General features: G+C 66.0%; 25 protein-coding genes. 8 read left to right on the top strand and 17 right to left on the bottom strand.

All coding sequences use genetic code 11. The features are described from left to right. From HMP09_RS05255 to HMP09_RS05210, 10 genes are all read right to left on the bottom strand, one after another. Entirely contained in the window at window positions 1-408 is a 408-nt protein-coding gene (locus HMP09_RS05255; protein ID WP_176499498.1) for a SufE family protein, read from the bottom strand. A 71-nt stretch (window positions 409-479) separates the two neighbouring features. Next, window positions 480-719 (bottom strand): hypothetical protein, encoded by a 240-nt coding sequence (locus HMP09_RS05250; protein ID WP_176499497.1) that lies wholly within the window; start codon window positions 717-719, stop codon window positions 480-482. A 12-nt stretch (window positions 720-731) separates the two neighbouring features. Next, entirely contained in the window at window positions 732-974 is a 243-nt protein-coding gene (locus tag HMP09_RS05245) for a hypothetical protein (protein ID WP_176499496.1), read from the bottom strand. After that, a complete protein-coding gene (locus tag HMP09_RS05240; RefSeq protein WP_332103266.1) occupies window positions 971-1,282 on the bottom strand; it encodes a hypothetical protein in 312 nt (103 codons plus the stop codon). The genes HMP09_RS05245 and HMP09_RS05240 overlap by 4 nt, the downstream gene beginning before the upstream one ends. A 33-nt stretch (window positions 1,283-1,315) precedes the next feature. Further along, window positions 1,316-1,621 carry a hypothetical protein gene (locus tag HMP09_RS05235; RefSeq protein WP_232090856.1) on the bottom strand — a complete coding sequence of 102 codons (306 nt, stop codon included), beginning with the start codon at window positions 1,619-1,621 and terminating at the stop codon, window positions 1,316-1,318. Between the two features lie 17 nt (window positions 1,622-1,638). Beyond that, window positions 1,639-1,881, bottom strand: coding sequence for a hypothetical protein (locus tag HMP09_RS05230; RefSeq protein ID WP_176499494.1), 243 nt, complete (start codon window positions 1,879-1,881; stop codon window positions 1,639-1,641). Between the two features lie 65 nt (window positions 1,882-1,946). After that, window positions 1,947-2,327, bottom strand: a complete 381-nt coding sequence (gene pspC / locus HMP09_RS05225; protein ID WP_176499493.1) for an envelope stress response membrane protein PspC — start codon at window positions 2,325-2,327, stop codon at window positions 1,947-1,949. Between the two features lies 1 nt (window position 2,328). Beyond that, complete coding sequence (gene pspB / locus HMP09_RS05220) at window positions 2,329-2,625, bottom strand: envelope stress response membrane protein PspB (RefSeq protein ID WP_176499492.1); 297 nt, start codon at window positions 2,623-2,625, stop codon at window positions 2,329-2,331. Between the two features lies 1 nt (window position 2,626). Then, window positions 2,627-3,292 carry a phage shock protein PspA gene (pspA, locus tag HMP09_RS05215; protein WP_176499491.1) on the bottom strand — a complete coding sequence of 222 codons (666 nt, stop codon included), beginning with the start codon at window positions 3,290-3,292 and terminating at the stop codon, window positions 2,627-2,629. Window positions 3,293-3,344: 52 nt separating this feature from the next. Further along, window positions 3,345-3,488 carry a hypothetical protein gene (locus tag HMP09_RS05210; protein ID WP_176499490.1) on the bottom strand — a complete coding sequence of 48 codons (144 nt, stop codon included), beginning with the start codon at window positions 3,486-3,488 and terminating at the stop codon, window positions 3,345-3,347. A gap of 171 nt (window positions 3,489-3,659) precedes the next feature. Between HMP09_RS05210 and pspF the strand changes: the two genes are divergently transcribed. Continuing rightward, window positions 3,660-4,697, top strand: coding sequence for a phage shock protein operon transcriptional activator (pspF, locus tag HMP09_RS05205; RefSeq protein WP_176499489.1), 1,038 nt, complete (start codon window positions 3,660-3,662; stop codon window positions 4,695-4,697). A gap of 131 nt (window positions 4,698-4,828) precedes the next feature. Here the strand turns inward: pspF and HMP09_RS05200 are convergent, their stop codons facing one another. Beyond that, window positions 4,829-6,037, bottom strand: coding sequence for a cation:proton antiporter (locus HMP09_RS05200; RefSeq protein ID WP_176499488.1), 1,209 nt, complete (start codon window positions 6,035-6,037; stop codon window positions 4,829-4,831). A gap of 239 nt (window positions 6,038-6,276) precedes the next feature. Here HMP09_RS05200 and HMP09_RS05195 point away from each other — a divergent pair, with 239 nt between their 5' ends. Next, the gene (locus tag HMP09_RS05195; protein ID WP_176499487.1) at window positions 6,277-7,197 is read left to right on the top strand and encodes a right-handed parallel beta-helix repeat-containing protein; all 921 of its coding nucleotides are present in this window, start codon (window positions 6,277-6,279) and stop codon (window positions 7,195-7,197) included. A 76-nt stretch (window positions 7,198-7,273) separates the two neighbouring features. On the opposite strand, the gene HMP09_RS05190 is transcribed toward HMP09_RS05195, so the two are convergent. Further along, on the bottom strand, window positions 7,274-8,854 hold the full coding sequence (locus tag HMP09_RS05190; RefSeq protein ID WP_176501587.1) for an alkaline phosphatase family protein: 1,581 nt from the start codon (window positions 8,852-8,854) through the stop codon (window positions 7,274-7,276). 165 nt (window positions 8,855-9,019) lie between these two features. Between HMP09_RS05190 and HMP09_RS05185 the strand changes: the two genes are divergently transcribed. The 4 genes from HMP09_RS05185 to HMP09_RS05170 all read left to right on the top strand — a co-directional run bounded on the left by HMP09_RS05185 (window position 9,020) and on the right by HMP09_RS05170 (window position 14,559). Further along, the gene (locus HMP09_RS05185) at window positions 9,020-11,068 is read left to right on the top strand and encodes a protein-disulfide reductase DsbD family protein (RefSeq protein WP_176499486.1); all 2,049 of its coding nucleotides are present in this window, start codon (window positions 9,020-9,022) and stop codon (window positions 11,066-11,068) included. A 226-nt stretch (window positions 11,069-11,294) separates the two neighbouring features. After that, complete coding sequence (locus HMP09_RS05180) at window positions 11,295-12,815, top strand: circularly permuted type 2 ATP-grasp protein (protein ID WP_176499485.1); 1,521 nt, start codon at window positions 11,295-11,297, stop codon at window positions 12,813-12,815. Continuing rightward, window positions 12,815-13,750, top strand: coding sequence for an alpha-E domain-containing protein (locus HMP09_RS05175; protein WP_056048449.1), 936 nt, complete (start codon window positions 12,815-12,817; stop codon window positions 13,748-13,750). The genes HMP09_RS05180 and HMP09_RS05175 overlap by 1 nt, the downstream gene beginning before the upstream one ends. Continuing rightward, window positions 13,750-14,559, top strand: a complete 810-nt coding sequence (locus HMP09_RS05170) for a transglutaminase family protein (RefSeq protein ID WP_176499484.1) — start codon at window positions 13,750-13,752, stop codon at window positions 14,557-14,559. Before HMP09_RS05175 ends, HMP09_RS05170 begins: the two co-directional genes overlap by 1 nt. A gap of 72 nt (window positions 14,560-14,631) precedes the next feature. Here the strand turns inward: HMP09_RS05170 and HMP09_RS05165 are convergent, their stop codons facing one another. Together HMP09_RS05165 and HMP09_RS05160 are read right to left on the bottom strand one after the other, a co-directional pair. Then, the gene (locus tag HMP09_RS05165) at window positions 14,632-15,408 is read right to left on the bottom strand and encodes an arginyltransferase (protein ID WP_176499483.1); all 777 of its coding nucleotides are present in this window, start codon (window positions 15,406-15,408) and stop codon (window positions 14,632-14,634) included. Between the two features lie 127 nt (window positions 15,409-15,535). After that, the gene (locus HMP09_RS05160; RefSeq protein WP_176499482.1) at window positions 15,536-16,795 is read right to left on the bottom strand and encodes a threonine ammonia-lyase; all 1,260 of its coding nucleotides are present in this window, start codon (window positions 16,793-16,795) and stop codon (window positions 15,536-15,538) included. Between the two features lie 57 nt (window positions 16,796-16,852). On the opposite strand from HMP09_RS05160, the gene HMP09_RS05155 reads away from it, so the two are divergent. After that, complete coding sequence (locus tag HMP09_RS05155; RefSeq protein WP_176499481.1) at window positions 16,853-17,707, top strand: NAD(P)-dependent oxidoreductase; 855 nt, start codon at window positions 16,853-16,855, stop codon at window positions 17,705-17,707. After that, window positions 17,707-19,389 carry an amidohydrolase gene (locus tag HMP09_RS05150; RefSeq protein WP_443026445.1) on the top strand — a complete coding sequence of 561 codons (1,683 nt, stop codon included), beginning with the start codon at window positions 17,707-17,709 and terminating at the stop codon, window positions 19,387-19,389. The genes HMP09_RS05155 and HMP09_RS05150 overlap by 1 nt, the downstream gene beginning before the upstream one ends. Window positions 19,390-19,407: 18 nt before the next feature. Here HMP09_RS05150 and HMP09_RS05145 read toward each other — a convergent pair whose 3' ends face one another. The 3 genes from HMP09_RS05145 to HMP09_RS05135 form a co-directional block, all read right to left on the bottom strand. Continuing rightward, window positions 19,408-20,295: an acyl-CoA thioesterase gene (locus HMP09_RS05145; RefSeq protein WP_176499480.1), complete on the bottom strand. Its 888-nt coding sequence runs from the start codon at window positions 20,293-20,295 to the stop codon at window positions 19,408-19,410. Window positions 20,296-20,368: 73 nt separating this feature from the next. Beyond that, window positions 20,369-21,496, bottom strand: coding sequence for an acyl-CoA dehydrogenase family protein (locus HMP09_RS05140; protein WP_176499479.1), 1,128 nt, complete (start codon window positions 21,494-21,496; stop codon window positions 20,369-20,371). A 94-nt stretch (window positions 21,497-21,590) separates the two neighbouring features. Next, window positions 21,591-22,772, bottom strand: a complete 1,182-nt coding sequence (locus HMP09_RS05135; protein WP_176499478.1) for an acyl-CoA dehydrogenase family protein — start codon at window positions 22,770-22,772, stop codon at window positions 21,591-21,593. Window positions 22,773-22,872: the final 100 nt, after the last annotated feature.

The raw sequence follows: 22,872 nt of genomic DNA, 5'->3' as shown, positions 1-22,872 counted from the left end.
CTAATCCGCGTACCGCTCCGCCGTCTCCCGGATCAGCGCGATCATGTTCGGAATCCCCTGCGTCCGGTTCGAGCTCAACTGCTTGCTTAGATCGAACGGCGCCAGCTCCGCCTTGATGTCGGTCGCGACGATCGCGCCCGGCGGCTGATCCTGCACCGTCAGCAACACCAGCGCGATGATCCCCTTCGTGATCGCGGCATTCGAATCCGCCAGGAAATGCAGCCGGCCATCGTCTTGCGTGGTCGGATACACCCACACCGACGCCGAACACCCCCGCACCAGCGTCGCATCGGTCTTGAGCGCGTCCGGCATCGGCTCCAGTTCACGACCAAGGTCGATCAGCAGGCGGTAACGATCGTCGGGTTCGAGGAAGTCATATTCCTCGCGGATGTCGGTGAGGGTGGCCATGGCGGGATCGGTAGCGGTTCGCACGTAGCGCTTCAACACCATGTACCCCGCCTTCGCGGGGGAACATGCGTTTAGAGGTCCACCCCGGCGGCGATCGCCTCCAGCTTCTTGATGCGCTCCTTCAGGTCGGCGATCTCGATCCGCGATCCGGTCGACACCGCGACGGGCATGCGGCCGTCCTGTGCGTGATCCAGTTCCAGTCGCCGCAGCGAGAGCCAGCCGCGCCATCCGGCCAGGCCGCCAGCGACGATCATCGCGAGCCCTGCAAGGCTCGCCAGCGCCAAGGTGATGTAGACGTTAGGTTCGATCATGTCCGCCTCCTCTTAGCGGTCGCGAAGCCGCTCGATCTCTCTGTCGAGATCGACGCTCTTGTGGTTGTCGGTGATCACGCGCTCCAGGACCTGGATACGCTCCTTCATTTGCTGGACCTCTTCGCGTAGCCGCAGCGCGTCGGTGCTTTCGACCGGGTTTGCCGGGGCGTCGCCCATCGCGCGGTACCGAGCGGTCAGCACCTTGGCGACCATCACGATCAGCACGATGCAAACGACCATCGAAAAGGGGTTCATCGTATTTCTCCTTCGGCGAGGCGTGCGGTTTGCGCTGTCAGCGCGACCGGCGGTGGGGGCAGGGTCGGTTCGGCACGGAGCTGTTCGATCTGGTCGGCGATGCCGATGCCGCGATCGGTGGCGATCCGTTCAAGCACGCGGACCCGCTGTTCGAGACGTTCCGTGTGAGCGGCGTATTGCGCCGCTTTTTCCGCGGTCTGCGCATTCAGCGCGGTGGCCATCGTTTCCTTGTGTCGCAACCAGCCCTTGAACATCTCGCTGCCGATACCGAGCGTGACTGGGACGCCGACACAGACGATGGCGAGCATGAAAACCGTGAATCCATCCATGATCGATGTTCCTCAGCGATCGCGGAGTGCTTCGATCTCGCGAGCGGTGCGCTCGGCGGGATCGGTGGCAATGCGTTCGAGGACCGCGATCCGTTCCTCGAGGCGGGAGACCTGTCCGGTCAGGCGTTCGTTCTCGTTGCTCAGCAATTCGACTTTCCGCTGATCGTCCGGACCCGTGCCGCCACGATAGCCGAGTGCACCCCGCTTGCTACCCTTCTCATCCTCCAGCGGGTAGCCATGCTTGGCACGAACCCATGTCCGGAAGGCGTGCGATGCACTCATCGCTCCCACCACGCCGACCGGTACCATCCAACCCATATCCATCGTTCGATCCCTCAGTTCGGCTGGAGGCGAAGCGCCTCGATTTCACGGGCGGTACGCTCGGCGGGATCGGTGGTGATCCGTTCGAGGACCTGGATCCGCTCCTGCAAGCGGTCGATCTGGCCGGTGCGACGGGCATTCTCGCTGTCGAGCAGCGCGATGCTGCGTTCCGCATCCTTGTTGGCGGCCTTGACTGCGATCCGTGCCTTGCGACGGCCAAAGGCCTGGATCAGCAGCGTTGCGACCACACCAAACATCGTGCCGAGTATAAATCCAACTTCCGGTGGCATGGTATTTCCCCCTTTACGATCGACGCCGCGTCTCAGCGCAGGCTGTCGATCTCTGCCGCCAAGCTGTTGCTCGAGCGGCTGGTGTAGTGCGTCTCGATGTCGGCGAGACGGCGGTCGATGTCGCGGAACTTGCTGCGAACCTCGGCGGTCGAGCGCTTCGGATTGGAGCGAACGCCCTGCCAGAACTTCGCGTCGTCGGGCGTGTCGTACAGGCCGGTCGGCTTCTTAGGGGCCAACCATGCGGTCGCGAAGTAGCCGAGAATGATCCAGCCGCTGGTGGCGAACGCGAGAACAACCATGGCGACCCGGACGAGTGTGATATCCACGCCCGTATAATCGGCTATCCCGGAGCATACGCCCTTGAACTTGGCATTCTGCTTGTCGAGGTAAAACTGCGTGCGACTGCCGGACATGTCAGTTCCTCCGTTCGAATGGGCTGCCGGCCTGGCGGTCGCTGTCGCGATCGAGCCGGTATGGTGAGTCCGACTGGGCGGTTCCGAGGCCTGGCTTCCAGTCGGGATTGTCGGCCGCGATGATCCGTTCGACGGTCATCACCCGGTCTTCGAGACGACGTGCGAGCATCTGCATCTCGTCGAGCAGCCTCTCGTCCTCGTCCGTGATCTTGGGCGCGGTCTTCCACTTGGTGACGTAGTGGAGGATGACCCACGGCAGCCCGACGAAGATGGTCGCGCATACGAGTACGGTGTTCATCTCAATCGTCCTTCTTCATGCGCGCCTTGAGGGCGGCGAGCTGAGCATCGACTTTGTCGTTGCTGCGCAGCTCGGCGATTTCCTCTTCGAGCGTCTTGACGACCCCGAGCCGCATCGCGTCCGCGCGGCCCTCGGCCTCGTCGACGCGGCGATCGAGGATGTCGAAGCGGCTGAACGCCTCGTGCGTCTTCGGGCCGTTGTACATCTCGCGCAGCCGGGTGCGGTTGTTCGCGCTCTCGAGCCGGGTCTGCACCGCGTTCTGCTTGGTGCGCGCCTCGCGCAGCTTGGTCTGCAGCTTGGCGATGTCCTCTTCGGACGCCCGAAGCGCATCGTCGAGCACGCCGACCTCGGCCTTCAGCTGTTCGGCCATGTCGAACGCCTTCTGGCGCTCGACCAGCGCGGCCTTGGCAAGATCCTCGCGGTCCTTGCTCAGCGCCAGCTCGGCCTTCTCGGTCCAGTTGTCCTGAAGCTGCTCCAGCTTCGAGATATGGCGGCGCATCTCCTTCTGGTCGGCGATGGTGCGCGCGGCGGAGGCGCGAACCTCGACCAGAGTCTCCTCCATCTCGAGGATGATCATGCGGATCATCTTCGACGGGTCTTCGGCCTTCTCGATGAGATCGGCGAAGTTGGCGGCGACGATGTCGCGGGTGCGGGAAAAGATGCCCATGTAATTCTTACTCCAGGGGTCGGCCCGAGGCTCTCGGCGAGCGTCGGGAGTCTTATGCCACGATTGCGGTGGTTGCCGCGATGGGGGCTGCATTGGTTGCGATGGCGGGACCGACCGCGCCGAGCACGCAGGTTGCGCTGACGACGATGGTGCAAAGGGCGGCGGTGACGGTGCGGGCGATGTTGGTGTTGAACATGGTGGGTCCCCTTTAGGATGGTCGTTTCCGCTATTCGGCGGGTTGCCTGAAGCATTGCATCTGTCGTGCCAGTTTCGAAAAGGATGGGATTGCAGGGGTTTGCGCGATTTCGACGGCGGGGCTGGTGCCGCAGGCTTGCCAAGAGTTGGGAATTCACGCCACATCTTCGCCATGGATCGAACCACACAGGTCATCGGCGAGTCCGGCACGTTCATGGCGGCGCTCGAACGCGCGTCCAGGGCCGCGGCGCTGGACCGCCCAGTGCTGGTGATCGGCGAGCGCGGGACGGGCAAGGAACTCGTCGCCGAGCGCCTGCATCGCCTCTCGCCGCGGTGGGACCAACCGTTGGTCATCATGAACTGCGCGGCGCTGCCCGAGACGCTGATCGAGGCGGAATTGTTCGGGCATGAGGCCGGCGCGTTTACCGGCGCGACCAAGGCGCGGGTCGGGCGGTTCGAGGAGGCGGACGGAGGGACCTTGTTCCTTGACGAGCTCGGCACGCTGTCGATGGCTGCGCAGGACCGGCTGCTGCGCGCGGTCGAATATGGTGAGATCACCCGGATCGGATCGTCGCGGCCGATGCGCGTCGACGTGCGGATCGTGGCCGCGACCAACGAGCACCTGCCGGACAAGGTCGACCGGCACGAATTCCGCGCGGATCTGCTCGACCGCTTGTCGTTCGAGGTGGTGACCTTGCCGCCGCTTCGCGCGCGAACCGGTGACGTCGTGGTGCTCGCCGAGCATTTCGGCCGGCGAATGGCGTCTGAACTGGGGCGGGAACGCTGGGAGGGCTTCGGCCCGGCCGCGATGGACGCGCTGATTGCGTATCGTTGGCCCGGCAACGTGCGTGAACTCCGCAACGTGGTCGAGCGCGCGGTATACCGCTGGGAGAAGGTCGGGCCGATCGACGCGATCGAGATCGACCCGTTCCAGTCCCCGCACCGCCCCGGCGCCTCGACCGCGCCAAAACCTCCTGTAGAGGCTCCACCCGCGGCGCAAGCGGATGACGGTGAAGATCCGGTGGTGGCGTGCGAGGAAGGTCCCTCGGACTTCAAGTCCCGCGTATCCCGCTTCGAGCGCGACCTGCTCTCGCGCGCGCTGTCCGAACACCGCTTCAACCAGCGTGCCACCGCCGAGGCACTGGGCCTGAGCTACGACCAGCTCCGCCACGCCCTTAAACGCCACGACCTGCTCAACGCAGGGGCGTGAGGTACCGCCGTCATCCCTAGCCCCGTCATCCTGACGAAAGTCAGGATCCAGAGCCAAATGCGTCACGTCCGTAACCCTGGATCCTGACTTTCGTCAGGATGACGGAGGTTTGGTCAGCGCTGCGCCGCCTCTCATGCGCTCCGCCGCACCAGCCCCGCCAGCTTCTTCAACTTCGGCGCGACCACCGGCACGGTCAGCATTGTGCTCGCCAACGCCATCAGCAGCAGCGCGGTGAACGTCTCGTTGGTGATGATCTTCTTATCCAACAGGATGTTCACGAAGATAATCATGATCAGCGCCTTGGTCTGCAGCAGCCAGCCGATCGCCGACGCCTCGCCCGGTCGCCATTTGAGGATCCGCCCGGCGGCGTGAACCCCCGCGAGCTTGCCGCCGACCGAGGCGAGCAGTAGCAACGCCGCCGCGCCGAACACCGCATAGCCACCGACCGCCCACTGCGTCTTCAGGCCCGTCGACAGGAAGAACACGGGCATCACTGCGAGCAGCACGAAGTGGCGGAACTGGTCCATCTTCGCCGTCGTGAACCATTTCGCATCGAGCACCGCGCCCGACAGGAACGCGCCGACCATGAAATGCAGCCCCGCCCAGTCCGCCGCGAACCCGCAGCCCGCAAGCCAGATCAGGCTGACATACCAGCGATCGCGCTCCTCGATCCGCGCCATGAGCTTGCGCACCAACAGCGTCGCGATCGCGAACCCGACGAGGAACCCGCCCTGTCGGCCGACGCGCTCCCAGTCGAGCAGGATCAGCGCCAGCACACCCCAGATCGCGATGTCGTCGAGGCTCGCATAGCGCAGGATCCGCTGACCGATCGGCTCGCGCAGGACGTCGAGCTTTTCGAGGAACAGCACGAGGATCGGCAGCGCCGTGACCGCGCAGGCCATGCCGATGCCCAGCACCACCTGCCACGTCGCACCATCCGGCCCGCGCCAGCCTGGATAGCGCAGCATCAGCACCGCGGCGATGCTGCCGGTGATCAGCGGTACCGCGAGCGCGAGGCCGGCGGTCACCCCGGTCTCGCCGCGGCGTTTCCACGCTTCGCCGAGGTCGAGCTCGATACCCGCGACCCACACGAACAGCATCACCGCCCACCAGGCAATGCCGTTAAGCGAGCCCAGCGTGGCCGGCGTGAAGATCGTCGCATAATAATCGGGATACGCAGCGCCGAGAACGCCCGGCCCGAGCAGGATGCCGCCGAAGATCTGCACGACCACCAGCGGCGCCCAGTAATCGGTCCGCCCAAGCCGCCACACGAGATAGGGCATGGTGAAGATGATGAGTAGCGCGAGGAGGAAGACCTCCGTCGGCGTCATGGCGTGCATGCAGATCCCCCGGCGCCGATCGGTTCCCCCCGCCGGCTTTGTTTCGGTCGCGACAATATTCGGTCGACGCAGGTACGGCAATATCCGGACGCGATGATCCGCCCATCGCGGACAGGTCTCTAGCGCTGCGTCATTTCGGGACAGGCGTCGACTGCGCGTCTGGATCGGCTCGCCGAACGTCCGCGTTCCGTGCGATCATGGAGCCAGCGCCGCAGATGCCGGCGAAGGAGCATCTTCGAATGAAACGATCGTTGCTGGCGTTCGCGCTGTTCGCCGTTCCCGCGTTCGCGCAAGGGTCTGCGCCATTCACCGTGAACGGGCAGGGGTTCGCGACGCTGCAGGACGCGGTATCGTCGATCCGCATGGGCACCGCGACGATCCTGATCGCACCTGGCACGTACCGGCAATGCGCGGTCCAGGCCGGTGGCCACATCACCTTCAAGGCGGTCAAGCCCGGCACCGCGATCTTCGAGGCCGTGGCGTGCGAGGACAAGGCCGCGCTGGTCTTGCGGGGGCAGGGTTCGGTCGTCGATGGCCTCGTGTTCCGCGGCTACCGCGTGGCGGACGGCAACGGCGCCGGCATCCGCACAGAGATGGGCAACCTGACCGTCACCAACGCGATGTTCCTCGACAGCCAGGAAGGTATTCTCGGTGGCGAACCGACCGCGCAGACGATCGTCATCGACCATTCGACCTTCGCGGGGCTTGGTCAGTGCGACGAGTCGCCGGGCTGCTCGCACGCGATCTACCTCGCCAACAAAGGCAGCGTGACGATCACCAATTCGCGGTTCGAGCGCGGGACGGGCGGGCACTATGTCAAGCTGCGCGTGCCGACCGTGTCGATCGCCGACAACAGCTTCGACGACACGGCCGGGCGCAAGACGAACTACATGATCGACCTTCCCGAAGGCGCGACCGGCCTCATCGCGCGCAACACCTTCGTGCAGGGACGCAACAAGGAGAACCACACCGGGCTGATCGTGGTCGCCGCGGAGGCGAAGACGTATCGGTCGACCGGGTTGCGCGTGGACGGCAACGACGCGCGACTGGCACCGGGGGATAGCACGAGTCCGGCGTTCGTCGCCGATTACAGCCATGACCGGCTGGCGATCGGGGCGAACCGGCTGGGAGCCGGGTTGCGGCCGTTCGAAACGCGCTAGGCGATCCTGCCCTGACCAACACCTTACCCGTCATCCTGACGTTCGTCAGCATGACGGGTAAGGAGCGAAACCTCCCTCAGCTCGGGCAGGTGCTCGCAGCGCCCGGATCGAGATCGAGGCAGCGCCCGTCCAGCCCGCTCACCGGCAACCGGATCGTCGCCGCCAGCGTCGGCACGATATCCACCGTCTCCACCGACAAGGGCTGCTCGAACCCGGTCATGCCCTTGCGCCAGAACAGGATCGGCACGCGGCGATCGTAATCCCAGGGCGATCCGTGCGTCTCGACATAGCCCCCCGCCGGCGAGACGATCGTCGTCACCCGCGGCTTGAGCAAAGCCACCAGCTGGCCTGATCGCTTTTCGTAGAACGACGCGCGCGCCCGCTCGATCAGCGTCCAGGTCTCGGGCGGGGTCTTGGCCATCGGCGTAGCCATGATCTCGGCGGCCGAGAAGGCAGCGGCAACCTGCGGCATCGCGCGATAGCGGCGCAGCGCCTCGACCAGCACCTTGGCCCGCGTCTTCGCCGGGAGCGTATCGTCGATATAGACGTCGCCCTCGGTCCCTAGCAGCACGCTGCCCTGCAGCCCCAGATCCTTGGCGATCGCGGTGCCGACCTGCTTGGCGAGCACGTTCTCGTCCATATGCGCCTCCATCGGCATCGCGCGCTGCTGCTGGCGTTCGGTCGCGTCGTGTGCACCGTGGTCCGCGGTCAGCACGACCTCGTAATCGACCCCGGTTTCATCCATCACGTTGAAGAAATCGCCCAATGTCCGATCGAGCTCGGCCATCTGGATGCACATCTCCGAGCCCTGCGTGCCATAGGTATGGCCGATATAATCGGTCGCCGATGCGCCGATATCGATGATGTCGGTCTGCGGGCCTTTGCCGAGCTTCATGTCCTGCACCAGCGCCGCCGCCATCGCGAACACCGCCGCATCGGACGCCGGCGACACGCGGAAGCCTTTGGCGTCGCCAGCCTCGCGCTCGAAACGGCCCTGGCCGTACGTCTTGCCGGCGATCACGATCGGATGGTTCACGCCAGCGCAATAGCCGGGCAGCGGGAGTGCCGCCTGCGGCTTGGCGATCAGCGCGGCGACCGCGTCGCGCGTGCGCTGCACCGCTGGGGGCACCGCGCGGCCGGCGTAGGAGACATAGGTCTTGCCGTCCCACCACCAGAGCTCGTCGACCTTGTGGCCGCCCATCATCACCGCCGCGCGATCCTTGCCCGCGACCGAGACCGACCGCGTTCGCGGATCGCGCGCCTTCATCATCTCGCCGAGCGTGGGCACCTTCAGATGCATGTCCGACACGGTGTAGCTCTCGTGCGTGGTGCCGGTGACGCGCTCGTCCTCCGAGCAATAGACGACCTTGTCGGGCCGTCCGGCGCGCTGGTCGACCCAGTTGTTGGCGATGATCCCGGTATGCGCAGGCCGCATGCCGGTCAGGATCGTCGAGTGGCCGGGGCACGTCTCGGTCGCGGCATGGCTCTGATACCCGCTCGGGAACACCGCGCCGTTCAGCAACCGCGTGAAGCCGCCGGTATAATGGTTGCGATATTGCTGGAACAGGTCGGCGGCGAACTGGTCGACCGAGATCGCGACGATCAGCTTCGGCGGAGTGGTCGGCGTTGGTGCGGAGGCGGGGGCAGGCGGCGCCATCTGGGCGGACACCGAAGCGGCCGAGGTCAACAGGAGCGCGGCGATAAGTGCTTTCACGAACAGTCCTTTAGCCAGCAACGACCATCGAGCGAGGGCGTCGCTTTGAAGTGCAATACGACAAGGTCACCGCTATGGCTTTGCGCGATGAACGAAACAAGGATGGCCATGCGCAGTTTACGTTGCGTCCTGATGACGGTCTTGCTGACCGTCTGCGGACTGGCAAGTGCGCCCACGCTCGCGGAATCACTGAATGGCTCCAGCCAGCATCTGATGATGACGCTGGTCGCGGAAAGCGATCACCCCAGGGCCGGCGCACCGCTGACGATCGCGCTTGCGACAACGCCCGAAAAGGGCTGGCATGGCTATTGGCGCAACCCCGGCGACGCGGGCTTTCCGGCGACGTTCGACTGGACCCTGCCCGCGGGCGCGAAGGCGGGCGATCCCGAATGGCCGGTGCCGACGACGCTGCTCATCGCGGGCCTGATGAACTATGTCTACGAGGCGCCCTATGCGCCGCTCGTGACGATCCAGGTCCCGGCAGGGCTGGCGGCCGGAACGAAATTACCGATCCGCCTGAAGACGAGCTACCTCGTCTGCTCCGCGACGATCTGCGTGCCGGAGGAGAAGGCGCTGTCACTCGACCTCACGATCGGTGACGGCGCGCCATCGCAGGCGGCGGCGTTCGCCGGCTGGCGACAGGCGATCCCGAAACCGCTCGATTCCAAAGCAACCTATGCGGCGAGCAGCGGGACGATGCGGATCGCCGTGCCGTTCCCGGCGAACGCAAAGGCCGACAAGGCCTATTTCTTCCCGGTCACGACCGATGCGATCGAGAATGGCGCGGCGCAGAATGTGACGCGCGACGGCGACAGGCTGACGATCGAAACGAAGGTCGCGGCGAACGCCAAGACGGGCGGCCCCATCGAAGGGGTTTTGCGGATCGGCGAGGGCCAAGGGCTTAGCGTCAAGGCCACGCCCGGCGTGGTCGGCGGTGCCGTCGGCAGCGGCGCGACCAGCGCGAGCAGCGAGAGCCTTTGGCTGACAGCACTGATCGCATTTGCAGGTGCGGTGCTGGGCGGGCTGATCCTCAACATCATGCCCTGCGTGTTCCCGATCCTGAGCCTCAAGGCGCTAAGCCTCGCGCGCGGCGGTGCGAGCGAGCAGGACGCGCGCGGGGAGGCTTTGGCCTATACCGCGGGCGTCGTGCTGGTCTGCCTCGGGCTCGGGGCCGCGATCCTGGCGCTGCGTGCAGGTGGTTCGGCGGTCGGCTGGGCGTTCCAGTTGCAGCATCCCGCGGCGATCGTCGTCCTGCTCCTGCTGAGCGCGGCGATCGCGTTCAACCTTGCCGGGCTGTTCGAGGTGCCGACGCCGCGCTTCGCCGGCGAGAGCGGTGCGAGCGGTGCGTTCGCGACCGGCGCGCTGGCGGCGTTCATCGCGACGCCGTGCACGGGTCCGTTCATGGGGGCGGCGCTCGGTGCGGCGCTGGTGCTGCCATGGCCGGCGGCGCTCGCGGTGTTCGGCGGGCTTGGCATCGGCCTGTCGCTCCCCTTCCTCGCGATCGGGTTCATTCCGTCGTGGCGGCGCTGGTTGCCCAAGCCCGGTGTCTGGATGGAGACGTTCCGCCACGTCCTGTCGGTGCCGATGTTCCTGACCGCGATCGCACTCGGCTGGGTGCTCGGCCGCCAGACTGGTGTCGAAGCGCTGACCCTCGCGCTGATCGCGGTACTGGCCGTCGGCGTGGTCCTCTGGATCGGCGGCACGCGCCAGCGCAAGGGCAAGGCGTTCGGGGTCGCGGCGCAGGTCGCATTGGCCGTCGTGTTCGTCGGCAGCGCGCTATTGATCGCGCAAACGCCGCCTGCATCCGCCAAGATCGCGACCACCGGCGACGAGGCGTTCACCGAAGCCAGGCTGGCCTCACTGCGCGCTGAAAAGCGGCCGGTGTTCGTGTACTTCACCGCCGACTGGTGCCTGACCTGCAAGGTCAACGAGAAGGCGGCGATCGACACGGCCGGCGTCCGCGATGCGTTCGCCAAGCACAAGGTGGCGGCTTTGATCGGCGACTGGACCGATGGCGACCCGGTAATGGGCCGCTTCATCCAGGCCCATAATCGCGCCGGTGTGCCGCTCTACCTGTATTACGCGCCGGGCGCCGCCGCACCCACCGTCCTCCCGCAAGTCCTGACACCGGGCGTGCTCGAAGGGCTGGGCGCCTAAGCCGCTCGCAATCCTCCCCCGCCAGGGGGAGGTGGCTGGCACTTGCCAGACGGAGGGGGAGGAAAGGAAAACCTCTGTTCCGTGTCCTCCCCCTCCGACACTTGCGGTGCCACCTCCCCCTGGCGGGGGAGAATGATCTGGGGACTGTTCCACGGAACACCTTGTGTGTCGCAACAAAGCATTGCAGCATGGAACCGCAACGCTTGATGGGGAATTGACCGTTTCGATGGGGAAACAAGCGTTCGACGAGATCATGGGGACACCGGGCGACACGACCGCCCGCCCCGAACTGGCGGCACTGGGCACGTGGATCGAGGATACGCCCGATGCCGAACTGCGCCGTCGTCAGGAAGCGGCCGAGACGACGTTCCGGCAGCTCGGCATCACCTTCGCCGTCTACGGCGAGAACGAAGCGGCCGAACGGATCATCCCGTTCGATATCGTCCCGCGTGTGTTCCTGCATGACGAATGGACGCGGCTGTCCGATGGGCTCGTCCAGCGGGTCGAGGCGATCAACGCGTTTCTCGACGACATCTACGGGGAACGGCGGATCCTGAAGGAGGGCGTCCTTCCCGAGGACCTGGTGCTCGGCAACGCACAGTTTCGTCCCGAGATCGCCGGCATCCGCCCGCCGCACGGTGTCTGGGCGCATATCTGCGGGATCGACCTCGTTCGTACCGGCCCCGACGATTTCTTCGTGCTCGAGGACAATGCGCGCACGCCTTCGGGCGTCAGCTACATGCTGGAGAACCGTGAGGCGATGCTGCGGCTATGCCCCGAACTCTTCCGCGAGTTCCGGGTCGCGGCGGTCGACAGCTATCCCGACCTGTTGCTCGAGACGATGAAGTCGGTCGCGCCGCATGGCACCGGCTCGAACCCGACCTGTGTTCTACTGACCCCCGGCCACTATAACTCGGCCTATTACGAGCATAGCTTCCTCGCGGACTCGATGGGGATCGAGCTCGTCGAAGCCGCCGATCTGGTGGTCGACGACGATGTCGTCTGGATGCGGACGATCGCCGGCCGCGTGAAGGTCGACGTGATCTACCGCCGGATCGACGACGATTATCTCGACCCGCTCGTGTTCCGTCCGGATTCAGCGCTCGGCGTTCCGGGGCTCATCGCAGCCTACGCCGCTGGCAACGTCGCGATCATGAACGCGCCGGGCAACGGCATCGCCGACGACAAGGCAATCTACAGCTACATGCCCGACATCGTGAAATTCTATTCGGGTGGTGAGTGCAAGCTGCGCAACGTCGAAACCTGGCGCTGCCGCGAACCGCAGGCGCTGCAGTACGTCCTCGACAACCTCGCAGACGTCGTCGTGAAGCTGGTCGACGGCTCCGGTGGCTATGGCATGCTCGTCGGACCGACCGCGTCGAAACAGGAGATCGAGAGTTTCCGCGCCGCGCTCATCGCCGAACCGCACCGGTACATCGCACAGCCTACGCTCGCGCTGTCGACCGTCCCGACGATGGCGCAAGGCGGCCTCAGTCCGCGGCACGTCGACTTCCGCCCGTTCGTCCTTACGGGCTCGAAGGGTGTACAGGTTGTCCCGGGCGGCCTGACCCGCGTCGCGCTCAAGGAAGGATCGTTGGTGGTCAATTCCAGCCAGGGTGGCGGGACCAAGGACAGCTTCGTGCTCATGAAAGACCAGTCGCAGCGGATGAACGCCGGCGGCATGTCACAGACGATGGGCGGCATGACGCAGACACTGGGCACACAGACGTCCGGTGGGAATTCGTGATGCTGTCGCGCACCGCATCGTCGCTCTACTGGCTCGGTCGCTATTTCGAGCGCGCCGACTTCATCGCCCGGCTGGTCGAGGCCACCGTTCGCCTCGATGTGCTCTCCTCGCAACCCTCGGGCGATGCCGCTTGGGCCTCCGCGCTGGCCGTCACCGAAACCGACGAGGCCTTTGCCGCGACCGGCGTGGAGATAGGGCAGCGCGATGTCGTTCGGTTCCTGACGCTCGATTCGAGCCATCCTGGATCGATCGTCCGCTGCCTCGACATGGCGCGCAATAATGCGAAAGCGGTCCGCACCGCGCTGACCCGCGAGGCGTGGACCGCGATCAATCGCGCGTGGCTGCTGTTCGAGAACCGCGCCACGCCCGGCAGCACGACATCGCAGCTGAACCTGGTCGAAGCGGTCAAGAACGAGACGCGCGGGTTCGAAGGTGCGGTCCACCGCATGCTCCGCAACCAGACGACGTGGTTCATCCGGCTTGGCCAGGCGGTCGAGCGCGCGGACAACACCGCGCGCTTGCTCGACGTCAAATATCACATCCTGCTGCCCGAGGGCGAGCGTCTGGGCGGCGCGATCGACCGCGACCAGTGGACGACGATCCTCCAGACGGTGTCCGCGGTCACCGCTTATCGCTGGCTCTACAATGACGGGCTTCGACCCGCGGACGTCATCGACCTGCTGCTGGCACGGTCCGAGCTGCCTCGTAGTCTTGCCGCATCGGTCGAGGAGACGGTCGACGTGCTCAACCTGCTCGCCAAGCGGACGGGCAATCACGGCGAGGCTGACCGCATGGCCCGGATGCGCGCATCGCGGATGGCGAAGACCCGTTCAGGCGAGGTCATCGCGTCCGGTCTGCACCAGTATCTCCAGGCATTCATCGCCGAGAACGCGCTGCTGCACGGCGCGATCGGCCGCCAGTTCAAGTTCCTCTGATGCGCCTGTCGATCGATCACCACACGATCTACCGCTTCACCCAGCCGCAGGGGCGGTTGGTGCAGATGCTTCGGTTGACGCCCGAAAATACGCACGACCAGACGGTTGCGTCATGGCGGATCGACGTCGATTGCGACGCGCGGCTGCGGCCCGGCCGTGACGGTTTCGGCAATGCCGTGACGATGTTGTACGCCGAAGGGCCAGTCGACGGGATCGAGATCACCGTGAAGGGCGAGGTGCTGACCAGCCACTCGGACGGCGTCCTGCACGGCGTGCACGAAACGCTTCCGCCCGCGCTGTTCCTCCGGTCCACCGAGGCGACTGCCCATGACACGGCGATCGCGAAGTTCGCCGCCAATGCCGCCATGGATGCGCGCGACCGGATCGGCGCGTTGCATCGGCTGAACCGGGCATTCCACGCGCGCTTCGCCTTCGATGCCGGGCGTCCCGCGCCGGGTCGCACGGCCGCTGCCGCGTTTCGCATGGATAGCGCCACGCCGCGCGACATGGCGCAGATGTTCGCGGTCGCCGCCCGCTCGCTAGGTGCGCCCGCGCGCTATGTGTCGGGCTATCACCATAACGATCACGAGGTGGTCCATCTGCCGACCCCGCATGGTTGGGCCGAGGCGTTCGTCGATGGGCTAGGCTGGGTCGGGTTCGATCCCTGCACGGGGATGTCGCCGGAAGAACATTACGTCCGCGTCGCGATGGCGCTCGATGCGGCAGGCGCAGCGCCGGTAGCAGGCTCGCGACTCGGCGAAGGCGGCGAAGAACTCGACGTCGATGTGGTCGTGCACCGCGAGGACTAAGCGTATCTCCCCGCGAAGCGACGGATTTCGGTGCTGGGGCACCTGTGAGCGAGATCGACGAGTTCCCCGACTTCAGACCAAAACCGCAACCCGCTCCGGCGGCGCCACGATGTCCGCATCCTCCAGCCGCCGCCACCCCGCCGGACCCAGCACCTCCAGCGGCCGATACCGCGTCTTGTACTCCATCCGCGGCGAGCCCTTTACCCAATAGCCGAGATACACGAACGGCAGCCCGGCATCGCGTGCGCGCAGTATGTGGTCCATGATGATGAAGTTGCCGAAGCCCGGCCGCCGTGCATCGTCGGCCGCGAAGAAGCTGTAGACCATCGACAGTCCGTCCGCCTGGCGATCGGTCAGGCATGCACCGATCAACGCGCCCGGCACGCCGTCGACGCGCGGCTCGCGATACTCGACGATCACCGAGTTGACCGGCGAATGCTCGATCATGTCCGCGTAGTCGTCCTCGTCCATCCCCGCCATGCCGCCGCCGGGATGGCGGGTGCCGAGATAGCGACGGAGCAACTGGAACTGCTCGACGGTCGCCCACGCCTTGCACGCGGTCACCTCGATATCGCCGAGCCGCTTCAGCAATTTGCGCTGCGTCGCGTTGGGCACGAACTCATCGGTCACCACGCGGACCGATACGCACGCGGTGCATCCGGCGCAGGACGGTCGATACGCGACGCCTTGGCTCCGACGAAAGCCGATCCGGCCGAGCGCATCGTTAAGCTCGTTCGCATGCGGACCGGTCAGCTCGGTGAACACCTTGCGCTCCTGACGATCCGGCAGATACGGGCACGGCGCGGGGCTGGTGACGAAGAAGCGCGGGAAACGAAAGGGCGCAGTCACCGAGCGGAGAGTCCTTCAGGCAGGCGCGATCAGCCGCGTCGTTTCGTATATGGCCGTCTCGCGCGAACCTGCAATCGGTTTACCACGAATGTCGGTTAACGCGGTAAATCACCGTATCAGAATGAGATCACGCCAGTTCGACAGTCGATGTCTCATACCCGCCGGCCCGCAACGCGCCCACCAGCCGGTCGAGATGCGCACGGTCGCGCAGTTCGCATTCGATGTCGGTAATCAGCCCCTTCGCCGGCAACGTCGTGAAGACGCGCTGGTGATAGATCTCGATGATGTTGACGCGTTCCTGGTCGAAGATCCGCGCGACGTGGAACAGCGCACCCGGCTTGTCCTGCAACCGGATCCGCAACCGCGCGAGCCGTCCCGACCGCGCCAGATCGCGCAACAGCACGTTGGCGAGCAGCCGTGTGTCGATATTGCCGCCGCACAGCACGATGCCGACGGTCTTCCCCGCGAACCGCTCGGGATGCGACAGCAACGCGGCGAGCCCGGCAGCACCAGCCCCCTCGACCACTGTCTTCTCGATCTGAAGCAACAGGCTGACCGATTCCTCGAGGCTGCGCTCGCTGACCAGTACGATCTCGTCCACCAGTTCGGCGACGATCTTCGAGGTGATCGCACCCGGCTCCTTGACCGCGATACCCTCGGCCAGCGTATCGCCGGCACAGGCCATGTCGGTGCCGTTGATACGGTTGTACATCGACGGGAACAGCTCGGCCTGGACGCCGACGACCTCGATCGGATGACCACCTGGCGCTTCGCTCAAAGCCTGCGCGACCGTCGACATGCCCGAGATGAGGCCACCGCCGCCGATCGGGATAACCAGCGTATCGAGTTGCGGCACGTCCTCCAGCATCTCGATCGCGACGGTGCCCTGTCCGGCGATGACGCGAGGATCGTCGAACGGGTGGACGAAGGTGAAGCCGCACTCGCCCTCGAGGATGCGGGCATGCGCATAGGCCGCGTCGAACGTTTCGCCGTGCAGCACGACGTTGGCGCCGTGCCCTTCGGTCTGCATGACCTTCACGGTCGGCGTGTTCGTCGGCATCACGATCGTCGTCGGGATGCCGAGCCGGTTGGCGTGATAGGCGAGCCCCTGCGCGTGATTGCCCGCCGAGGCGGCGATGACGCCCTTCGCGCGGGCTTCGGCCGACAGTTGCAACAGCGTGTTGAGCGCGCCGCGCTCCTTGTACGCCGCGGTGAACTGAAGATTCTCGAACTTCAGATACACCGTCGCGCCGGTCATCTTGCTCAGCGTCTTGCTGATCAGCGTCGGCGTGCGGACGATCGAGTCGCGGATCCGGTCGTGCGCGACGCGGACGTCGTCGATCGAGACGGGGAGGGTGGGTGCCGCTACGGCAGCGAGGGGAGCCATGTCCGACCCGCTAGACCATCTGGCGCGCGTGGGAAACACCGCTTATGCGCGGACGCTATGGCAAAACTGGCATTCATCGGAACCGGCGTCATGGGCGCGCCGATGGCGGGGCACCTCGCCACGGCAGGGCACGACGTCACCGTCTATAATCGGACAAAGGCCAAGGCCTTGGCGTGGGCCGATAAATATGGCGGCAAGGTCGCCGACACGCCGGCCGCCGCCGCGAAAGAAGCCGATGCCGTATTCACGTGCGTCGGCAACGACGACGATCTGGCGTTGGTCACATTAGGCGAGGACGGCGCCTTCGCGACGATGCACGACGACGCCGTGTTCGTGGATCACACCACCGTCTCGGCCTCGATCGCGCGGCGATTGGCGGGCGAGCGGGCGCTGGTCGTCGACGCCCCGGTGTCGGGCGGGCAGGCCGGCGCGGAGAACGGCAAGCTATCGATCATGTGCGGCGGCTCGGCCGAGGCGATGGCGAAGGCCGAACCGTTCATGCAGGCCTATGCGGCACGGATCGTCCATGTCGGCGAGGCCGGCGCGGGCCAGACGACCAAGATGTGCAACCAGATCGCGATCGCCGGGGTGATCCAGGGCGTCGCCGAATCGATCAGGTTCGCGCAAAACGCCGGGCTCGATCTCGACAAGGTGTTCGAGGCGATCTCCGGCGGCGCGGCGCAGAGCTGGCAGATGGTCAATCGCTGGCCGACGATGGCGAAGGAAGAGTTCGACTTCGGGTTCGCGGTAGACTGGATGCGCAAGGATCTGGGGCTCGCGCTGGACGAAGCGCGACGCAACGGCGCGGTGCTGCCGGTCGCGGCGCTGGTCGATCAATTCTATGCCGATGTTCAGGCAATGGGTGGCGCGCGGCAGGATACGAGCGCGCTGGTACGGAGATTGCCCAAGTGATGCGTCTGATGCTTTCCGCGGCTGCGATCGCGCTGCTTTCCACACCGGCGCTGGCCGACGGAATCGTCGACAACGTCAACGGCGTGACCATCACCGACACCGGCCGCATGGTGCACTTCAAGGCGATCCTGATCGACAAGGACGGCCGCGTCACGCGACTCGTCCCGCCGGGCGAGGAAGCTCCCAAGCTCAGCCGCAAGGAACTCAAGAAGAACGCTGGCAAGCCGTTGTATGACTGGCGCGTCGACATGGGCGGCAAGACGATCTTGCCGGGCTTCATCGACGCGCATGGCCATGTTCTCGAACTGGGCTTCGGGGCGCTGTCGCTCGACCTCTCGATGGCCAAGTCGCTGGACGAGGCGAAGTCGCGGATTGCCGCGTACATCGCCGGTAACCCCGATCGCAAATGGGTCTTGGGCCGCGGCTGGAACCAGGAGGCGTGGGGGCTGGGTCGCTTCCCGACCGCCGCCGACCTGGAGTCCGTGTCCGGCGGTCACCCGATCTGGCTGTCGCGCGCGGATGGCCATGCCAGCTGGGCGAACCGTGAGGCGATGCGCGAGGCTGGCGTGACCGGATCGACCGTGTCGCCGGCGGGCGGGCGGATCGAGAAGACTGGCGGCGCACCTGCCGGCGTGTTCGTCGACGGTGCGCAGGCCTTGGTCGAGAAGGTTGTTCCCCAGCCGCTTCCCAAGGAGCGCGATGCCGCGTTCCTCACCGCGCAACGAATCCTGCTCGGCTACGGCGTCACCGCGGTGGCCGACATGGGCACGTCGCTGGACGACTGGCTGACGTATCGACGGATGGCGGATATCGGCGGGTTGCGCGTCCGAATCATGAGCTACGCGATGGGTGTCGAGACCGCGAGCCGGATCGGCGGCAAGGGTCCGACGCCGTGGCTGTACAACGACCGCCTGCGGATGGGCGGCGTGAAGCTGTATGCCGACGGTGCGCTAGGCTCGCGCGGCGCGTGGCTATTGAAGCCCTATGCCGACGCGCCGGGTCAGTCGGGGCTCGGCTTCCTTACCGATGATCAGCTTCAGAACCAGATGAGCCGCGCGGCGATGGATGGGTTCCAGGTCGCCGTGCATGCGATTGGCGACAAGGCCAATCAGGAAGTACTCGACGCGATCCAGGTCGAGAGCGAGACCTATACCGGCGATCGCCGCTGGCGGATCGAGCATGCGCAGGTCGTCGATCCGGTCGACCTGCCGCGCTTCGGCAAGTTCGGCACGATCGCCTCGATGCAGCCGACGCATGCGACCAGCGATCGGACGATGGCCGAGGCTCGGCTCGGGCCGAACCGGCTGGCGGGTGCCTATGCGTGGAAATCGATGCTGACCAACGGCGCGAAGCTCGCCTTCGGCACCGATTTCCCGGTCGAGAAGCCCGATCCGTTCGCGACCTGGGCCGCGGCGTTTACGCGGCAGGATGCCGATGGGCAGCCGCAGGGCGGGTGGCAGCCACAGGAACTCGTCACGCGCGAACAGGCGTGGTGGGCGATGACCGGTGCGGCGGCCTATGCCGGGTTTGCGGAGAAGCAGTTCGGTGCGCTCGCGCCGGGCCAGCGGGCGGACTTCATCGTCGTTGACCGCGACCCGACAATGGCGTCGCCAACCGACCTGCGCGCCACGAAGGTCGATGAGACGTGGATCGGCGGGGAAAAGGTCTGGACGCGCAAGTAACCGCAGTTACTCCCGCGGTTACTGGCGCATCCGGATCAAGCCCTCCTGCGCGACGCTCGCTACCAGGCGGCCGTCGCGCGCGAAGATCTTGCCGCGGTTGAAGCCACGCGCATGGCCGGACCAGGGGCTGTCGCACGCGTAGAGCAGCCAGTCGTCCGCGCGGAAATCCTCGTGCAGCCACAGCGAGTGGTCGAGGCTGGCGGTCTGCAGACCCGGCGTGATCCAATTCTTGCCATGCGGCAGCAATGCGGTGCCGAGCAGGGCCATGTCCGACGCGTAGGCAAGGATCGCGCGGTGCATCGCCGGATCGTCGCCGATCGGCGCGACGAGCCGGAACCAGTTGGCGTAGTGCGGCTCCTGCGGCGCAGGGTCGATCCAGCTGCGCGGATTGACCGGGCGCACCTCGATCGGCCGCCAGCGCAGCATGTGCGCGCGAAATTTCTCGGGGATGCCGTCGATGGTCTCCAGCCGCAGGTCGCGGTCGGAGCGGAGCGTCTCGGGCGCCGGCACGTCGGGCATCGCGTGCTGATGGTGCAGCCCCTCTTCGGGCATCTGGAACGACGCCGCCATGTTGAGGATCGGCTGCCCCTTCTGCATCGCGATCACGCGTCGGGTGGCGAAACTCCGCCCCTCGAAATCGCGCACCACGCGGAAGACGATCGGATAATCCTCGTTGCCCGGGCGCATGAAATACGCATGCAGCGAATGCGCCGCCTTCGGCCCTTCGGTCGAGCGTTGCGCGGCTTGCAACGCCTGCGCGATCACCTGCCCACCGAACACGCGACCGACGCCGCCGGGCTGACGCTTGCCGACGTACAGATCGGTATCGACCTCCTCGATCTCGAGCAGGTCGACGAGACCCTGGGCAAGCGCCTCGGGCGACGTATCCGCGATATTCAAGTCCATCTGACCTCCGTGTTCACCCGCGAAGGCGGGTGCCCAGTCTGGGCCCCCGCCTTCGCGGGGGTACAACCTACGGTCAATACCCGGCGGCTACCGCCAGCCGGTCCGCATGGAAGTTTGCATCCCCGAACATCTCGGCCAGCACCCGCGCGCGCTTCATGTAGAAGCCGATATCATATTCGTCGGTCATGCCGATGCCGCCGTGCATCTGGATGCCTTCCTGGACGCTGAGCGTCGTCGCCAGCGCGGTCATCGCCTTGGCCACCGACACCGCCTCGTCCGCCCGCTCGCTGCCCTGGTCGAGCAGCTGTTGCGCCTTGAGGACGGCGGCGCGCGCGACCTCCATCTCCGAATAGAGATGCGCCGCACGGTGCTGGAGCGCCTGGAAGCTGCCGATCAGCGTCCCGAACTGCTTGCGCTCCTTCATGTACCCGATCGTCATGTCCATCGCCCCGCCGCCGACACCGAGCAGTTCCGCCGACGCTCCGGTCCGGCCGGCGCGAAGCAGGCGGTCGAGTGGCGTACGGCCCGCATCGACCTCGCCGATCACCGCGTCCGCATCGACCGCGACGCCGTCGAACTCCAGCCGCGCGGCGAGACTCGAATCGGCGAGCCGTTCGGCGTTCGCGGTCAGCCCGGCGGCATCCTTCGGCACGGCAAACAAGGTGATGCCGTCGGTGTCGTCGGCACTTCCCCCGGTGCGCGCCGCGACGATGATCAGGTCGGCGGTGTGGCCGTGCGTCACGAACCGTTTCGCGCCGGTCAGCTTGAAGCCATTGCCCGATCGCTCGGCCGTCATCGCCACGATATCGCGGTGCTTGGCGCCCTCGTCGATCGCTAGCGCTGCAATCGTCTCGCCGGCAATGATGCCCGGAAACCAGCGCTCGGCCTGCCCGGTGCCCTTCAGCGCCGCGACCGCCGCGACCGCGGTGGAGAGGAACGGGGAGGGCGACAGGTTCCGCCCGATCTCCTCGAGCACCACGCCTGCCTCGACATGGCCGAGCCCGAGCCCACCCTGGTCCTCGCCAATCAGGATGCCGGTAAAACCCATCTCCGCGAACTGCTTCCACAGGTCGCGCGAAAAGCCGGTCGCGTCGTCGGCATCGCGCAACGCGCGCATGTGGCTGACCGGCGCATGCTCGGCCACGAAGTCGCGGATCGTGTCCTGCAGGACGGTCTGGTCGTCATCTAGATACAATGGCATTCTGGTTCCCCCCGGCGGAGGCGAGGGGCCAAGGAGCCCCGCGCGCAGCGTTCGTGAATCTGGCCTCCCGCGTTCACGGGAGAACGGTAAAAGGTCAGGCCGGCAGTTCCAAAATCCGCTTGGCGATGATGTTGAGCTGGATCTCGCTCGTCCCGCCCTCGATCGAGTTCGCCTTCGTCCGCAGCCACGACCGCGGAATAGCTCCACCCCGCGACCGGTCGCTGTCCCATTCGAGCGCATCCGACCCGCCCGCCGCCATCATCAATTCGTACCGGCCCTTATTTAGCTCGGTGCCGTAATATTTCATCATGCTGGGCTGCGCCGGATGCGCCTTGCCCGCCTTCAGCTCATCGATGAACCGCTCGGACATCGCCCCGAACGCCTTCGCCCGAACCTCGAACAGCGCGATCGAGGCGCGCAGCAGCGGGTCGGCGAGGCGGCCGTTATGGTCAAGCCCGACGGTGGCGATCGCGCCGTCGATCAGCGGATTGCCGCCGCTCGAGGCGAGGCCCATGCCCGAGATCATTTCGCGCTCGTGGCCAAGCAGATATTTGGCGACGTCCCAGCCCTTATTCTCCTCGTAGACCCGGTTGACCTTGGGCACCTTCACATTGTCGAAGAAGGTCTCGCAGAAGGGCGAGTTGCCGCTGATCAGCAGGATCGGCTTGGTAGTGACGCCGGGCGAGGCCATGTCGAACAGCACGAAGCTGATCCCGCCCTGCTTCGACGTCTTGTCAGTGCGGACGAGACAGAAGATCCAGTCGGCCTTGTCGGCATAGGACGTCCAGACCTTCTGGCCGTTGACGAGATAATGGTCGCCCTTGTCCTCCGCCGACGTCGCGAGCCCGGCGAGGTCGGACCCTGCGTTCGGCTCGGAATAGCCCTGGCACCAGCGGATTTCGCCGCGCGCAATCTTGGTCAGGTGATCGAGCTTCTGCTCCTCGGTGCCGTATTTGAGCAATGCCGGCCCGAGCATCGAGATCCCGAACGAATTGAGCGGGTTGCGCGCCTTTATTGCGGCCATTTCCTCGCGCAGGACCTTCGTCTCCGCGGGCGTCAATCCGCCACCGCCATAGGCCTTGGGCCAGTCGGGCACGGTCCAGCCCTTGGCGGCCATCGCATCGAGCCACTCTTTCTGCGCCGGCGTGGACGGCGTGAACTGCCGCCCGCCCCAGCAGACGTCGTCCTCCGAGCGAACCGGTTTGCGCATCTCGGGCGGGCAATTTTCCGCGAGCCAGGCGCGGGTTTCGGTGCGGAAGGTATCGAGGTCGGTCATGTCGCTCTCCGTCTTGCTCCCTCTCCCCGAAAGGGGAGAGGGCTGGGGTGAGGGGCTGTTCCGGGTGCTGCACTGCTGGGCTGCCCCTCACCCCGACCCT

Origin of the sequence: Sphingomonas sp. HMP9, assembly GCF_013374115.1 — a bacterium.
Lineage (GTDB): Bacteria > Pseudomonadota > Alphaproteobacteria > Sphingomonadales > Sphingomonadaceae > Sphingomonas.
This window is presented reverse-complemented; position numbering and strand designations above follow the sequence as displayed.

Bases quoted from the DNA above. Each gene is read 5' to 3' on its own strand.
- HMP09_RS05255 (WP_176499498.1), bottom strand. From the start codon at position 408: ATGGCCACCCTCACCGACATCCGCGAGGAATATGACTTCCTCGAACCC.
- HMP09_RS05250 (WP_176499497.1), bottom strand. From the start codon at position 719: ATGATCGAACCTAACGTCTACATCACCTTGGCGCTGGCGAGCCTTGCA.
- HMP09_RS05245 (WP_176499496.1), bottom strand. From the start codon at position 974: ATGAACCCCTTTTCGATGGTCGTTTGCATCGTGCTGATCGTGATGGTC.
- HMP09_RS05240 (WP_332103266.1), bottom strand. From the start codon at position 1,282: ATGCTCGCCATCGTCTGTGTCGGCGTCCCAGTCACGCTCGGTATCGGC.
- HMP09_RS05235 (WP_232090856.1), bottom strand. From the start codon at position 1,621: ATGGGTTGGATGGTACCGGTCGGCGTGGTGGGAGCGATGAGTGCATCG.
- HMP09_RS05230 (WP_176499494.1), bottom strand. From the start codon at position 1,881: ATGTTTGGTGTGGTCGCAACGCTGCTGATCCAGGCCTTTGGCCGTCGC.
- pspC (WP_176499493.1), bottom strand. From the start codon at position 2,327: ATGTCCGGCAGTCGCACGCAGTTTTACCTCGACAAGCAGAATGCCAAG.
- pspB (WP_176499492.1), bottom strand. From the start codon at position 2,625: ATGAACACCGTACTCGTATGCGCGACCATCTTCGTCGGGCTGCCGTGG.
- pspA (WP_176499491.1), bottom strand. From the start codon at position 3,292: ATGGGCATCTTTTCCCGCACCCGCGACATCGTCGCCGCCAACTTCGCC.
- HMP09_RS05210 (WP_176499490.1), bottom strand. From the start codon at position 3,488: ATGTTCAACACCAACATCGCCCGCACCGTCACCGCCGCCCTTTGCACC.
- pspF (WP_176499489.1), top strand. From the start codon at position 3,660: ATGGATCGAACCACACAGGTCATCGGCGAGTCCGGCACGTTCATGGCG.
- HMP09_RS05200 (WP_176499488.1), bottom strand. From the start codon at position 6,037: ATGCACGCCATGACGCCGACGGAGGTCTTCCTCCTCGCGCTACTCATC.
- HMP09_RS05195 (WP_176499487.1), top strand. From the start codon at position 6,277: ATGAAACGATCGTTGCTGGCGTTCGCGCTGTTCGCCGTTCCCGCGTTC.
- HMP09_RS05190 (WP_176501587.1), bottom strand. From the start codon at position 8,854: ATGGCGCCGCCTGCCCCCGCCTCCGCACCAACGCCGACCACTCCGCCG.
- HMP09_RS05185 (WP_176499486.1), top strand. From the start codon at position 9,020: ATGCGCAGTTTACGTTGCGTCCTGATGACGGTCTTGCTGACCGTCTGC.
- HMP09_RS05180 (WP_176499485.1), top strand. From the start codon at position 11,295: ATGGGGAAACAAGCGTTCGACGAGATCATGGGGACACCGGGCGACACG.
- HMP09_RS05175 (WP_056048449.1), top strand. From the start codon at position 12,815: ATGCTGTCGCGCACCGCATCGTCGCTCTACTGGCTCGGTCGCTATTTC.
- HMP09_RS05170 (WP_176499484.1), top strand. From the start codon at position 13,750: ATGCGCCTGTCGATCGATCACCACACGATCTACCGCTTCACCCAGCCG.
- HMP09_RS05160 (WP_176499482.1), bottom strand. From the start codon at position 16,795: ATGGCTCCCCTCGCTGCCGTAGCGGCACCCACCCTCCCCGTCTCGATC.
- HMP09_RS05155 (WP_176499481.1), top strand. From the start codon at position 16,853: ATGGCAAAACTGGCATTCATCGGAACCGGCGTCATGGGCGCGCCGATG.
- HMP09_RS05150 (WP_443026445.1), top strand. From the start codon at position 17,707: ATGCGTCTGATGCTTTCCGCGGCTGCGATCGCGCTGCTTTCCACACCG.
- HMP09_RS05145 (WP_176499480.1), bottom strand. From the start codon at position 20,295: ATGGACTTGAATATCGCGGATACGTCGCCCGAGGCGCTTGCCCAGGGT.
- HMP09_RS05140 (WP_176499479.1), bottom strand. From the start codon at position 21,496: ATGCCATTGTATCTAGATGACGACCAGACCGTCCTGCAGGACACGATC.
- HMP09_RS05135 (WP_176499478.1), bottom strand. From the start codon at position 22,772: ATGACCGACCTCGATACCTTCCGCACCGAAACCCGCGCCTGGCTCGCG.